The organism is Shewanella sp. KJ2020 (assembly GCF_024197625.1).
Classification (GTDB): Bacteria; Pseudomonadota; Gammaproteobacteria; order Enterobacterales; family Shewanellaceae; genus Shewanella.
This window is the reverse complement of record NZ_JAKUKD010000010.1, coordinates 169,443-181,884: the sequence shown is the minus strand read 5'-3', so window position 1 is coordinate 181,884 and position 12,442 is coordinate 169,443. Positions and strand designations below refer to the sequence as shown.

Annotated in this window: 14 protein-coding genes and 1 other RNA gene; 10 read left to right on the top strand and 5 right to left on the bottom strand. The window is 46.1% G+C overall.

Going from position 1 to position 12,442, the window contains the following annotated elements; all coding sequences use genetic code 11:
- Nucleotides 1-46: 46 nt before the first annotated feature.
- Entirely contained in the window at nt 47-706 is a 660-nt protein-coding gene (locus MJO46_RS06275) for a PAS domain-containing protein (protein ID WP_253988578.1), read from the bottom strand.
- 50 nt (nt 707-756) lie between these two features.
- Nucleotides 757-2,031 (bottom strand): serine dehydratase subunit alpha family protein, encoded by a 1,275-nt coding sequence (locus tag MJO46_RS06270; RefSeq protein ID WP_253988577.1) that lies wholly within the window; start codon nt 2,029-2,031, stop codon nt 757-759.
- Nucleotides 2,032-2,258: 227 nt separating this feature from the next.
- Here MJO46_RS06270 and MJO46_RS06265 point away from each other — a divergent pair, with 227 nt between their 5' ends.
- The 4 genes from MJO46_RS06265 to MJO46_RS06250 all read left to right on the top strand — a co-directional run bounded on the left by MJO46_RS06265 (nt 2,259) and on the right by MJO46_RS06250 (nt 4,393).
- Nucleotides 2,259-2,408, top strand: a complete 150-nt coding sequence (locus MJO46_RS06265) for a hypothetical protein (protein ID WP_253988576.1) — start codon at nt 2,259-2,261, stop codon at nt 2,406-2,408.
- A gap of 188 nt (nt 2,409-2,596) precedes the next feature.
- Nucleotides 2,597-3,736 carry a transglutaminase-like domain-containing protein gene (locus tag MJO46_RS06260; RefSeq protein WP_253988575.1) on the top strand — a complete coding sequence of 380 codons (1,140 nt, stop codon included), beginning with the start codon at nt 2,597-2,599 and terminating at the stop codon, nt 3,734-3,736.
- 16 nt (nt 3,737-3,752) lie between these two features.
- Entirely contained in the window at nt 3,753-4,076 is a 324-nt protein-coding gene (locus tag MJO46_RS06255) for a hypothetical protein (RefSeq protein WP_367880910.1), read from the top strand.
- Complete coding sequence (locus tag MJO46_RS06250) at nt 4,073-4,393, top strand: heavy-metal-associated domain-containing protein (RefSeq protein WP_253988573.1); 321 nt, start codon at nt 4,073-4,075, stop codon at nt 4,391-4,393. Before MJO46_RS06255 ends, MJO46_RS06250 begins: the two co-directional genes overlap by 4 nt.
- 289 nt (nt 4,394-4,682) lie before the next feature.
- Here the strand turns inward: MJO46_RS06250 and ssrA are convergent.
- Nucleotides 4,683-5,038, bottom strand: a transfer-messenger RNA (tmRNA) gene (gene ssrA / locus MJO46_RS06245).
- Nucleotides 5,039-5,110: 72 nt separating this feature from the next.
- Nucleotides 5,111-5,602, bottom strand: a complete 492-nt coding sequence (gene smpB, locus MJO46_RS06240; protein WP_007646482.1) for an SsrA-binding protein SmpB — start codon at nt 5,600-5,602, stop codon at nt 5,111-5,113.
- 269 nt (nt 5,603-5,871) lie between these two features.
- On the opposite strand from smpB, the gene MJO46_RS06235 reads away from it, so the two are divergent.
- Both MJO46_RS06235 and MJO46_RS06230 read left to right on the top strand, forming a co-directional pair.
- Nucleotides 5,872-6,309 carry a type II toxin-antitoxin system RatA family toxin gene (locus MJO46_RS06235; RefSeq protein WP_253988572.1) on the top strand — a complete coding sequence of 146 codons (438 nt, stop codon included), beginning with the start codon at nt 5,872-5,874 and terminating at the stop codon, nt 6,307-6,309.
- Complete coding sequence (locus tag MJO46_RS06230) at nt 6,299-6,631, top strand: RnfH family protein (protein WP_253988571.1); 333 nt, start codon at nt 6,299-6,301, stop codon at nt 6,629-6,631. The genes MJO46_RS06235 and MJO46_RS06230 overlap by 11 nt, the downstream gene beginning before the upstream one ends.
- A 97-nt stretch (nt 6,632-6,728) precedes the next feature.
- Here MJO46_RS06230 and MJO46_RS06225 read toward each other — a convergent pair whose 3' ends face one another.
- On the bottom strand, nt 6,729-7,220 hold the full coding sequence (locus MJO46_RS06225; RefSeq protein ID WP_253988570.1) for an outer membrane protein assembly factor BamE: 492 nt from the start codon (nt 7,218-7,220) through the stop codon (nt 6,729-6,731).
- Nucleotides 7,221-7,553: 333 nt separating this feature from the next.
- Between MJO46_RS06225 and MJO46_RS06220 the strand changes: the two genes are divergently transcribed.
- The 4 genes from MJO46_RS06220 to MJO46_RS06205 all read left to right on the top strand — a co-directional run bounded on the left by MJO46_RS06220 (nt 7,554) and on the right by MJO46_RS06205 (nt 12,389).
- Nucleotides 7,554-8,345, top strand: coding sequence for an SAM-dependent methyltransferase (locus tag MJO46_RS06220; RefSeq protein ID WP_253988569.1), 792 nt, complete (start codon nt 7,554-7,556; stop codon nt 8,343-8,345).
- Between the two features lie 40 nt (nt 8,346-8,385).
- Nucleotides 8,386-8,601 (top strand): hypothetical protein, encoded by a 216-nt coding sequence (locus MJO46_RS06215; RefSeq protein ID WP_253988568.1) that lies wholly within the window; start codon nt 8,386-8,388, stop codon nt 8,599-8,601.
- Nucleotides 8,602-8,649: 48 nt separating this feature from the next.
- On the top strand, nt 8,650-10,392 hold the full coding sequence (locus tag MJO46_RS06210) for a GGDEF domain-containing protein (RefSeq protein WP_253988611.1): 1,743 nt from the start codon (nt 8,650-8,652) through the stop codon (nt 10,390-10,392).
- A gap of 227 nt (nt 10,393-10,619) precedes the next feature.
- Nucleotides 10,620-12,389 carry a monovalent cation:proton antiporter-2 (CPA2) family protein gene (locus MJO46_RS06205; protein WP_253988567.1) on the top strand — a complete coding sequence of 590 codons (1,770 nt, stop codon included), beginning with the start codon at nt 10,620-10,622 and terminating at the stop codon, nt 12,387-12,389.
- The last annotated feature ends 53 nt before the right edge of the window (nt 12,390-12,442 follow it).

Genomic DNA, 12,442 nt, shown 5'->3' with positions numbered 1-12,442 from the left:
AGATATGGTATTGAGCGATGATATTAACGGACGGTATTAAGCTTGATTAGGCGTGGTTGGCTTTAATTTCCCGCAGGTAACGGTAAATTGAATGTACTGAAATCCCTAATCGGGTTGCGGCCACTTGGGCGCTGTCTTTGAGTTCAAAAATGCCTAACTCATAGAGCTGATTGACAATTTCACGGCTCTTCTGTGATGGCGAAATCGCTGGATTCGAGCGAACTTCATTATTTATACTATCGATAGTGCTGTGGAGTGCTTCATCGATATTACGGGCAAAGACCTCGGGTGAACTCGTGAGTTCGCTGCTAAATAGGTGATCTGGCATCATAGTGCGCAGCACGGATTGCAGCGGGGCATCCATATCGGTATTGATACATAACAGCCCAATAGGCAGATTTTTACTGTTGCGGATCACTGTCGTGATCGATCTGAGCGTCTTACCATTGGCGCATTTCGTGAGGTAAGAGTTAGAGATATCTTGCCCCGTCTTTAGCTTCAGCAGGGCAAGATTGGTGATCGGCGCACCCACTTCACGCCCAGTGACATGACCATTGGCAATTTTAACCACAGAGGGATGTTTGGCATCTAGGCTATGCAATACCACTTCCGTGTGTTCGCCGTACATAGCGGCAATACCATCAACAATATTTTCGATGGATTTGAGCACACTTAGATCAGTTGGCGTTAAATCTTGCAGCTTCACAATTTCAACCTTTCATTATCAATCCGCCCAATCGCAGCGGATTAAAGCCATTATGCCGACATGATATCGATTATGGTGACATCGGTGGATGACATGCCATTGAGGACCATTTTGCCTATGTTTTTAATGGTTTTTTCAACATCGGTGGCAATAATACCTTGGCCAGAAACATTGTGACTACTTAACGCCATCAGAAATGAGCGCACGGCCGCACTGGATGAGGTGCTGACCTTCATGGCACAGGAGGCCTTGGCACCATCACACACCATGCCAGAGCTATCGCTGATCACGTTTTGGATTGCGAAACAGGATTGCTCGAAGGAGCCGCCAGCAATATACACCATGGCCATAGAGGCGGCAGCGCTGGTCACCGTATTGCCACAAAATGCCGACAGTGGTGGGTAGTGTGACTTGATATAAATCGCCCCTAGATGGCTCATGATCAAGGCGCGGGCCAGTTTTTCTTCGCTGGCGTTATAGCATTGTGCGGTTAATACCACGGGGATAGTGGCCGCAATGCCTTGATTACCGCTGCCAAGATTGCTCATAGCGGGCAGATTCGCGCCGCCCATACGGGCATCGGAGGCCGCGGCAGTGAGCATTACAATTTTATTCAGTAAGTCTTCGCCAATGATCCCGGCAGCAATACCACTTTTCATGGTTCGACCCACTTCGAGCCCATAGGGATTCGCCATGCCTTCATCGGATAATTTGCTATTCAATTCAGAGGCTTTAAGGATGAATTTAATCTCCTCAAAGGGGACTTCCTGGGCGAACTTATAGATAGATTCGATACTGATCTCAATCCCATCACAGATGGAGCCTGTGGCTACCGCTTGGGTGCTATCAGAGGTGTAAACTGGCTCGCCATTGAGACGCTTTTCAGCGATTAGGGTGTGGCCGCCACAGATTTTCACTTGGGCTTCTTGCTCGCCAGCCTTGAGGGTGACACAGCAATAGATAAATTCTGCCGTTTCGGTTCGCTCTACTTTCACTTGGCCGGCATCAATAAGGCGTTGTGCCTGGTCGACCTGTTCGGGAGTGATAGCGGCAAGTACTTCTAAGCCCGCATCTGCGTTACCCGCAATAGCCCCTGCTGCAGCCGCAATCGCAAGGCCAATTTTGCCTGTGCCTGGTACATACACACCCATAGAGTTTTTATAGAGGTTATCTGATACTTGTACTGCAATGGAGTCAGGCGCTGCATTAAGCAGTGCACGTGCCACGGCCGATGCATAGGCTGCGGCTATGGGTTCGGTGCAACCTAATGCGGGTTTGACGACTTGGTTGATGATCTGAATATACTGCTGCCATTGGGGGATCATGGGGTTACAACCTTACAATACTGAAATGTGAACGTGGGCTATGGCTTTAATTGTTATTTTTAGGCCTGTGGTTTTCATTGTCTCTAATCTGCAAATAAAATTGAATGACAGGGCCAACGGCTGCGCAACATTATTGGTATTTTTAGGTGTTATTGCAATTGTTTTTTAATCAATTTCACCGCTAGTGGTGATTTTACGCTGCCTATTGCCCATTAAGCTAACCTTGTTTGTATTCACGCTTTACTCAACAAAAGTTGAGTATTTTGGTGGTTGAGCTTATTGGTTTAATTCCCTTTGTACAAAAAGACTGGCAAAACAAAGCAGAAGTCAAAGTGTACGACTCGTTAATGCCACTATCTGCGATGGAGCCTAAATAGGCGCAATGAGTTGGGTCATTTTGTCTGATACAAATGTGAATTTGTATACTTACTGTGCTCTGCCGTAGGTTTTTGAGTGTTGGGGTCGCCGCGTTATTGTGCTCGATGTAGGACTCCCTATAATGCCGAACATTACTTTAGTTTTCTCTTCTTTTTCTGACGCTAATCAATGGTAAGGAATGTACCCTATGCAAAGACGTGATTTTCTAAAAACGGCGGCGCTGTTGTCGACCGCAGCGGCGATGACTCCGGTATTAGCTTCCGCTAAGTCGAGTGTCATTGAGCAGCCTTCCTCAGAGGGGCGCCGTCGTTTTACCCTGATGAACACCTATGATTTGAAAGCGCCCTATGGCTCTGAGGGCGCTGTTAACTTGTGGATCCCGCTACCGGAAGACACCGCATTTCAACAGGTCCGCAAACTTAATTTTAATGGCACATATCAGGATGCCTATATCAGCACCAATAATGCCTATGGGGCAAAAACCCTGTTTGCCACTTGGCCCGATGCCAAAGGCAAGATGACCATAACGGTCGAGTTAGTGATAGAAACCGAAGATTGGGAGCCCGTAAAAAGAGGGGAATTAACCCATTACCGGACTCCAACAAAACTCCACTATCCCGCCGATATTGCACTCTACCTACAGCCGACTAAACATATGCCCATCGACGGTATTGTTAAGCAGACCGCAGATAAAATTGTGGCTGGTGAAACGGATCCATTGAAAAAAGCGCGACTCATTTATAACTGGGTCAGCGCCAATATGTTCCGCGATAACAATGTGATTGGTTGCGGCACTGGTGATGTAGCGACGATCCTTGAGAGTGGTAAACTCGGCGGGAAATGTACCGATATCAACTCGGTATTTGTCGCGCTAATGCGCGCCGTGGGGATCCCTGCCCGAGAGATGTTCGGTATTCGTTTAGGCCAAGCCATCAAGATGGGTCAGTACTCTAAAAAAGCCTTTGGTAGCGCCGACGATAAAGGCATTGCCGATGTCACCGGCGGCCAACATTGCCGTGCCATGTTCTACCTTGCCGGTTATGGCTGGTTACCTGCCGATCCCGCCGATGTCACCAAAATGCGCCTTGCCGAGAATAAGGAGCATAGCGATCCGGCCGTTCAAGCGGTAAATGACTACCTGTTTGGTAATTGGGAAATGAACTGGGTCGGCTTTAACTATGGCCGCGACTTTGACTTATTCCCCGTAGCGGAGCAGACTCCGCTGAATAATTTTGGCTATCCCTATGCCGAAGTGGATGGCGATCCTGTGAATTACTATGAGCCAAAAGTCTTTGCCTATGATTACAAGTCAAGCGAACAGCGCTAAGCAGCTGTTAGCCACTATGGTCGCCGCAGTCATTGCGGCGATTGCCTCTAGCCTTTGCTGTATCGCGCCCTTAATCTATTTAGTGTTTGGCGTATCTGCGGCTGCGGCTGGGTTGTCGGGGTTATCGAGTTTAGCTTGGCTGCAAGTGCCCATGTTGATTCTGTCAACAGGGATGATTTTGCTTGGGTTTTGGCGCTTGTACCTTGCGAAAAAACCACTCTGTACTGGCACCTTTAGCCGAGGACAAATGCTGCTTATCTATTGGCTCACAGTGCCCATTGTGCTCGCTTTTCAGCTCTATCCCTTTGTTTTACCTTGGCTGCTTGAGGTGTTCGAATGAAGCCACTATCACGTATCACACGATTAACCACACTATCGACCCTATTAGTCATCACATCATTGGGATTTACGCCATTCACTTGGGCAGAAAATCTCTTGGTCACACTCGATGTGAAGGGCATGACCTGCCCATTATGCGTCACCGTCGTTAATCAGGCCCTTCGCAAAACCGATGGGGTGATTAAAGCCAAAGCGAACCTTAAAACTGAGCAAGCCGTAGTCACAGTCGCAGAAGATGTTAACCTCGATAATCTGCTTAAAGCCGTCGATGCCACCGGATATAAAGGCAGCATCAACAAGGTTGAAAAGCAGAGTTGAGTCGAGATGGGTCAAACTGAGTCTGCGCAGACTTCGTAGTGCTAAAGTGGGTGGGTTTAGATAGAGAACGTCAGCTTTATTCTGATATGAAGTTCACAACCAACCGCAACCTATTCGAGTCACACCAAACTTTAAGATGAAGCCTTAGTGTGACTTCTGAGCTGATTAAAATCGAGGATGTTACCAATCATTATTGGACGTCTATGGACTGTGAATTAAGCTAAGTCATTGATTTTACGTTATTCAAGGCAAGAAAAAAGACGTCCTGAGACGTCTTCGTTCTTATATTTGGTGGAGGCGGCGGGACTTGAACCCGCGTCCAGAAAACCTACATCCAAGGCGCTACATGCTTAGTCTTTCTTTTGGTTAACCTGAATAAACTCCGAAAGACAGGATTTCATCAGGCGAGTCCGGTACTGTTTCGCGGTTCACCCCCGGACGGAGTTCCCTCGCTATCAAATGTAAGATGACCATCTGTATACACTGCCCATTTGAGAGACCTGTGTCAGATGGCTAGCGGCATTAAGCGGCTAGAGCGTAGTTATCGTCGTTTGCAACTATAACTGTGCGGCTTTTTACGAGGCCAACCGCCCCTCGGCATGCTCCCAGGGTTTCGTGAATCCTGTCGAATCCAGAATCGCCCCCAAGAAAGTTGATTGTAACCTGTCGCTTAAAGATAACCTAGTATCATTTATAACAAGTTCAATCGTTTGTTCATTATCCGCGCGTTTTCTCTTTTTTCATCACCCGGGCTTTTTCAACTTCCCATTCCCGTGCTTTGGTGTCTTCGCGCTTATCGTGATCTTTTTTACCTTTACCTAGGCCTATTTCTACTTTGACCCATGCACCTTTACGCCAGTACATTGAGATCGGAATAATAGAGTAGCCTTGGCGTTCGACTAAGCCTGCAAGTTTGTCGAGTTCTTTGCGGCTTAGGAGTAATTTTTTTAATCGAAGCGGGTCGCAGACTACGTGTGTCGATGCAGTATTGAGCGGAATAATAGTGCAGCCATGCATAAAGGCTTCACCATTTTTCAGGAATACATAGCAGTCCGACAGGTTGACCTTACCCATGCGGATCGACTTCACTTCCCATCCCATAAGGGACAGGCCAGCTTCCATTTTTTCTTCGAAACGGTATTCGAAGGTTGCGCGCTTATTGCGTGCGATTGTCGCAGGCGCGGCTTTTTTTGAGTTTTTCTTTACCATAGTGGCGCCATTATACGCACGGTGAATCAATTTGAAATGGATATAAGGGCTTATTTGACTTATTTCAACCCTATAGTATTTTATTGCTGCTTTTTTACACTCACTTAGTGCAAAACGCTATGGGTGTGATGCCCTTATGTGAGCAAGGGATGCGTTTTTTGCGTATCGTGATAAAATCCCATGCAATTTTTAGTTTCCCTAGGTTTCTTAGGGCATGTGAGATGACTTCTGCTCGCGTGAATTGGTTATGTTAAGAGTACCTAAGCCCTATGCCGCAAATTTCTCGAAGTGTGTTAGTTCGTTTTAGTGCGATGCAAATGTATGATTTAGTTAATGATGTTGAGTCATATAAAGAGTTTTTACCCGGTTGTGTTGGCGGAAAAGTGCTAGAGTTTGATGGTAAAACTATGCTGGCTTCGGTTGATGTGAGCAAGGCGGGGATCCGTAAAACCTTTACAACACGTAATCAGGTTGTTCCCGGTAAAAGTATTGATTTAACGTTAGAAAATGGGCCTTTTAAACATTTACTCGGACAGTGGCGTTTTACCGAATTAACCGAGGATGCCTGTAAGGTAGAGTTCGATTTAAGTTTTGAGTTTTCAAGCTCACTCGTCGATATGGCCTTTGGTAAAGTGTTTAATGATCTTATGGTATCAATGGTGACGGCGTTTACGAGCCGCGCTAAGGTAATTTACCGTGATAAATGAAGCAGATAAGTTTGTAGTCGATGTGATTTATGCGCTGCCGATGCAGCAGAAAGTCATTTCGGTGAGCGTGCATCCTGGCACGAGTGCGATTGAGATAGTACGCCAGAGTAATATGGTGAGTTTTTTCCCTGAGATCGATCTAGAAACGGTTAAATTAGGGGTGTTTAGCAATCAGGTTAAACATGACCAAGTGATTTTACCGGGGCAGAGGGTTGAAATTTACCGCCCTTTGATTGCCGATCCTAAGGATGTACGCCGTCGCCGTGCCGATAAAGCTAAGGATGAGGGCCGCGCGAACAAAGTCACGGGTGGCCGTGCTTAATTGCATTTTGCACATAGTGGGTCATTAGCAATAAAAAAAGCGCCTTAGGCGCTTTTTTATTGTTGAATCAAGTCAAAGTGTTATTAAGTTTTTGACACTACTTAATGGGTTTTTGCACTTGTACTTCAGATTGATTTTCTTTTACTAGCGGCTTTTCATCTGGACGTTGCGCTGGGATTAAGGGCGTTGTTTCCACCGTTGTCGCCATAGGCAATTTGCTTTGTTCCAGTGGGGTATCAAATTCTTTACTTAATTCGTAATCCCCAGTGACCGACGTTAATTTGTTGCCCGTAAAACGCAGGATCAACTCTTTGTGGGTGATACTGGCATCGCGGCCACTCTTATAGTGATAAACATAATACCAAGCATCGTCGGCAAAACTATCGCGTAACACAGGACGTCCGAGAATGTATTCGGCTTGTTCTTTGGTCATGTCGATACGCAACTTTTCAACTTGTTGCTGTTCCATGTAGTTACCCTGTGGAATGTCCGGCTTATATATCAGCCAATCAAACACACTACATGCACTGAGCGAAACAGAGAGCGCCACAGCGCCCAGCAGGGTAAGACTTTGCTTTTTATTGATCATTGTATGCGCTACTTCTGAAAATCTGGCGGCCATAATACCCAAGCATTCCCCCTTATGACAAGGGCATTTGGGCTTTGCTGCCTTCATAGTTCGAATTGTGTGAGTTTTCGACCTAGGATATGGGGTTAAGTTCTCAAACGGTGGAGATATTTGTGCGTTTATTGGGACTAGGTTTTCATTTTGTGCCTTATCTGGCGTGAGATTGATCAATGGTTAGGCAAATTTTACTAAATGGAGTGTTGCTATGTGGCAATGTTGTAAAAACATAGGTAGAGTTGTGAAAAGGTTTTACTTTGATGGCGTTAGCATATAGTTAGGCGAATTGGGGGCAGTTTGGGGTCATTAGTCTGTGTGGGGACTGGTTTGCAGCTAGCGGGACAGATAAGCGTCTTAAGTCGCAGCTATATTGAGCATGCCGATATCGTATTTTCACTCCTGCCCGATGGTTTTTCCCAGCGTTGGTTGATGAAAATCAACCCAAATGTCATCAATTTGCAGCAGTTTTATGCGCAAGATGGCGAGATAAAAAATCGCCGAGAAACCTATGAACAAATGGTCAATGCCATTTTGGAGGCCGTGAGGGCGGGTAAAAAAACCGTTTGTGCGCTCTATGGTCATCCGGGCGTGTTTGCCTGTGTTTCCCATATGGCAATTGCGCGGGCGCGGGTGGAGGGATTTTCGGCTAAGATGGAGCCAGGGATCTCAGCTGAAGCCTGTTTATGGGCGGATCTGGGTATCGACCCTGGTAACTCTGGCCACCAAAGCTTTGAAGCCAGCCAGTTTATGTTTTTTAACCATGTGCCCGATCCGACAACCCACTTATTACTCTGGCAAATTGCCATTGCGGGTGAGCATACATTAACGCAGTTCCATACGTCTGCGGACAGATTGCAAATTCTGGTGGAGCAACTTAACCAATGGTATCCCCTCGAGCATGAGGTGATTATTTATGAGGCGGCAAACTTGCCGGTGCAAACGGCGCGTATCGAACGCTTGCCCCTTGCTGATTTGCCCCAAGCGCACTTAACACCGATTAGCACTCTGTTAATTCCGCCAGCAAAAAAGCTCGAGTACAACTATGCTATTTTGACTAAGTTAGGGATAAGCCCCGAAGATTTAGGCTAAATAGATGATATTGAGTCATGACTAATAATAAGGAGAAACGATGTCTGCATTATCGGATTTTTTTACCCAGCTAGGCCAAGATGCGCAGTTAATGGAAGATTATCAACAGGATCCAGAGGGTGTGATGCGTGCCCATGGGTTAACTGATGAAGAAATTACCGCCGTGATGACGGGGGATATGGAAAAATTGAAAAACCTCAGCGGGGATGAGAATTATCAATCTTACGTTATTATTTCACATGGTAATGGTGGTTAGTTGAAGCTTGTTTGTGCTTTATTTACGGTGATCTTGGGCATACTCTGTATGCCCTTAATTGCTGCACCTAAAAATTATGATGAAGCATTAACTAAGATTGAAACATTACAACATTCCAATTTACCTGATGCAATAGAACTGCTTAAAACCCTTGAGTCTGAATTTGATTCAATGTCACGTTTGCAACAAGGGCGATTCTTGGTCTTTAAAGGCGCAGCATCTATTTATGCTGGGCAGTATCAAACAGCTATCGATACATTGAATCAATCAGAAGCCTTACTCAAAGATTCTGAAATGTTATTTTCTGCATATAGCTATGAGGCGACAGCCTATATTGTTTTACGCCATTTTAATGATGCTTTCAATGTGATGGGGAAGAGTCTTGGGTTAATTGAGCGCATTGAAGATGTTAACCTTAAACGCGCCTCATATTTACGTTTGGCCAGTCTCTATGCCACCATGGGGATTACAGAAGAAGTGGCAACATACGCAGCTAAAGCGCTTGCTCTTGCTTCTCCTAATGATGTTAAAGATGTGTGTGGGGCTAAGTTATATTTATCCGTTCACCAGTTAGAGTTAAAGTCTTATTCTCAAGCATTTGATGAATTTAAATTCACTCGTAGCTTTTGTGAGTCCAGTGGTTACCCATTAATTGCATATATTGCATTAAAAGGTATGGGTGAATCTAAGTTAAGGTCGGATGAACCACTCCCTGCCGTATCCTATCTATTGGATGCGCTAAAAGGTTATGAGTCATTTAATTTTCAACTTGAGATAAATAGTACACATGCGTTGCTCAGTGAAGCCTATTTGATGTTGCAAGATTTTACGAAAGCAGAGTTACATGCTCAATATGTTATGAATCTTGTGGATGATTCTAGTAATACAGAGCTTAAGCACGGTGCATCACGTGTACTCGCTAAGATTTATGCTCAAAAACAGCAATTTGAGCAAGCCTATGAATACTCAAGAAAAGAGCAGTATTATAATCAACTGCTTTTTGATGAGTCTAAGATGAAGACCCTCGCTTATCAGGCGGCTAAATTTAACGCCGATGAACAGGCGCGTGAAATCAATTTACTCAATAAAGAGCGTGAACTCTATATTGCCCAGCAAATGGTCAAGGAGCGTGAGTATACTAATATGCTGATGTTTATCACTATATTAGTAGGTGGGCTGTTTTTCCTCGGGATTTTATTAATCGTTGGCAGTCTGCAAAAGCGCAAATTTATGCGCATGGCGAGGATCGACGCCCTCACTGGGGTGCTTAATCGCGGCGCGGGGCAAGAACTCGGGGAAAACCTGTTTGTGCAGGTTGCTGCGCGAAAAGGGGATTTTTGCGTGATCTTATTCGACCTAGATCATTTTAAGTTGATTAATGATTCCTATGGCCACGGTACTGGAGATTGGGCGCTGAAGAAGGTGGTTGAGTCACTTAAACCCCATATTCGCAATGGTGATGTGTTTGCCCGTATTGGTGGCGAAGAGTTTGCAATCTTTCTGCCCTATGCCAATGAAGCAAAGGGTATGGAGGTTGCCGAGCAGTGCCGGGTCAGAATTGAGGCAATTGATACCCATCTTTCGGGGCATAAATTTGTTATTACCGCCAGTTTTGGGGTGAGTGGTATGAGGTCGGAGGATTTAAGCCTCGATCCTTTATTGCACCGTGCCGATATGGCCCTATACGCGGTGAAATCCAGTGGGCGTAATAACGTTTTTTGCTATTCGGATATATTAAAGTCCGATAAACAAGCGACCAGCTTAGGTAACCGATTGGTGAGTATGCGCTAAGTGTTGTCGCTATTGGGGTTGCTTATACCGCCGCGGGTCGATAGGGGTTGATATCAATTTCTTCATGTCTTTAGCCGCGTTTATTCCCGTTTTCCTCCTTCGCCGATTTATCCTGATGTTTTGATTTTCCTCTTAAGTTTTAGGGTTTGTTAACAAATAAATCGGGTATGATTAGCGATAATCTATGCGCGCTTGTTGCCTATCATTTTTACTTTGTTGGAGCCCTGATGGAACAGTCGAGTTTGTTGACTTCCGTGCTACTTTTTTTACTCGCCGCGGTGATTTTTGTGCCCTTGGGTAAGCGCTTTGGGGCGGGGCCTATTCTGTCCTATCTTGCTGCTGGGGTGATTTTAGGGCCTGGCGGTATGGCGTTAGTTTCCGATCCTGCTGCCGTTTTACACTTTGCCGAGCTTGGTGTGGTGCTGATGTTGTTTGTGCTCGGGCTTGAACTGAATCCAAGTAAACTTTGGGAACTGCGCAGCGCTATTTTTGGCTTAGGTAGCGGTCAGTTACTGCTTTCATGGGCGGCGATAGGTGGTTTAGCTTGGGGATTTGGCCTATCCGTTGAGGCGGCATTAGTGGTGGGCGCGGCATTATCCTTATCTTCGACCGCTTTTGCGGTGCAGCTGATGAGTGAGCATAGACTGCTGACGACACCACTCGGGCGCGATGCCTTTGGGGTGTTGTTAATGCAGGATCTTGCCGTGATCCCCATGTTGTTACTCACGGCCTACTTAGCGCCCAATTCGGCCCAGATTGAACACCATGCCGTGCCATGGTATTGGACATGTGTGGCATTAGTCGGCTTTGTGTTGGTGGGTAAATATCTGCTGCCGCGAGTGCTTAAATTAGTGGCAAGTAGCGGTGTTCGTGAAGTGCTCACCGCCTTTGCATTATTGCTGGTGATGGGCAGCGCCGAGTTGATGGAATGGCTCGGGTTATCCGCGGGTATGGGGGCATTTTTAGCGGGGATTATGCTGGCAAACTCCAGCTATCGACATCAGCTTGAAACCGACATAGAACCCTTTAAGGGGCTCTTACTCGGCCTGTTTTTTATGGCGGTCGGTATGAGTATGGATTTAACGTTATTGCTGACCGAACCCTTGTTTATCTTAGCCATATTGCTGGGAATGTTAGTGATTAAAACCTTAGTGCTGATGCTGCTTGGGCGCTTACGTCACCATACTTGGCGCCCGAGCATCGCCCTTGGATTAATCTTGGCCGAGGGTGGCGAGTTTGCCTTTGTGCTGTTATCGCAGGCACAATTATCCGGTATTGTGGGCGACAAAATTGCACAGATTTTAGTGCTTGCTATCGGTCTATCGATGGCGGTTACACCGCTGATTTTCACCTTGTTCCGGGCCACTAAAGCTAAAGTGGTGGATACAAGGTTACCCGATACCATTAATGTGACTGAGTCAGAGGTGGTGATCGCAGGTTTTGGTAGAGTAGGGCAGATAACGGGACGGATTTTGGCCTCCTCGGGTATTCCATTTGTGGCTTTGGATAAGGATGCCAGCCATGTGGACGTTATTCGTAAATATGGCGGTGAAGTGTATTTTGGTGATGCCAGACGATTAGACATGTTGATGTCGGCGGGGATCGCGCGCTCACGGTTACTCTTGCTGGCGGTTGATAATGTTGAGGATTCCATTGAGATTGCCCAACAAGTAAAAACTCACTTTCCTCACGTTAATATTGTTGCCCGAGCTCGGGATCGTAACCATGCCTATCGTTTGATGAGTCTTGGGGTAACCGATGTGTTCCGCGAAACCTTTGGTTCGGCATTATCCGCTAGTGAGAAGATCCTGCAGGGCTTAGGTTTATCGCAAGTGCAGGCCAACGAACGGGTTAAAATCTTTGCCGAGCACGATAAAAAGCTGGTGGTTGCCAGTGCTGTCCATCAACATGATTTAGCGAAGCTGATTGATTTATCTAATAAAGGTAGAGCCGAGTTGGAATCCTTGATGCGCGGCGATAGGGAAAATGTGAGTTAAGTTTTATTGCCATAAACAACAAGAGAGCCCATGGGCTCTCTTGTTGTTTATGG

Bases quoted from the DNA above. Each gene is read 5' to 3' on its own strand.
- MJO46_RS06270 (WP_253988577.1), bottom strand. From the start codon at position 2,031: ATGATCCCCCAATGGCAGCAGTATATTCAGATCATCAACCAAGTCGTC.
- MJO46_RS06250 (WP_253988573.1), top strand. From the start codon at position 4,073: ATGAAGCCACTATCACGTATCACACGATTAACCACACTATCGACCCTA.
- MJO46_RS06225 (WP_253988570.1), bottom strand. From the start codon at position 7,220: ATGATCAATAAAAAGCAAAGTCTTACCCTGCTGGGCGCTGTGGCGCTC.
- MJO46_RS06215 (WP_253988568.1), top strand. From the start codon at position 8,386: ATGTCTGCATTATCGGATTTTTTTACCCAGCTAGGCCAAGATGCGCAG.
- MJO46_RS06255 (WP_367880910.1), top strand. From the start codon at position 3,753: ATGGTCGCCGCAGTCATTGCGGCGATTGCCTCTAGCCTTTGCTGTATC.
- smpB (WP_007646482.1), bottom strand. From the start codon at position 5,602: ATGGTAAAGAAAAACTCAAAAAAAGCCGCGCCTGCGACAATCGCACGC.
- MJO46_RS06210 (WP_253988611.1), top strand. From the start codon at position 8,650: ATGCCCTTAATTGCTGCACCTAAAAATTATGATGAAGCATTAACTAAG.
- MJO46_RS06205 (WP_253988567.1), top strand. From the start codon at position 10,620: ATGGAACAGTCGAGTTTGTTGACTTCCGTGCTACTTTTTTTACTCGCC.
- MJO46_RS06235 (WP_253988572.1), top strand. From the start codon at position 5,872: ATGCCGCAAATTTCTCGAAGTGTGTTAGTTCGTTTTAGTGCGATGCAA.
- MJO46_RS06260 (WP_253988575.1), top strand. From the start codon at position 2,597: ATGCAAAGACGTGATTTTCTAAAAACGGCGGCGCTGTTGTCGACCGCA.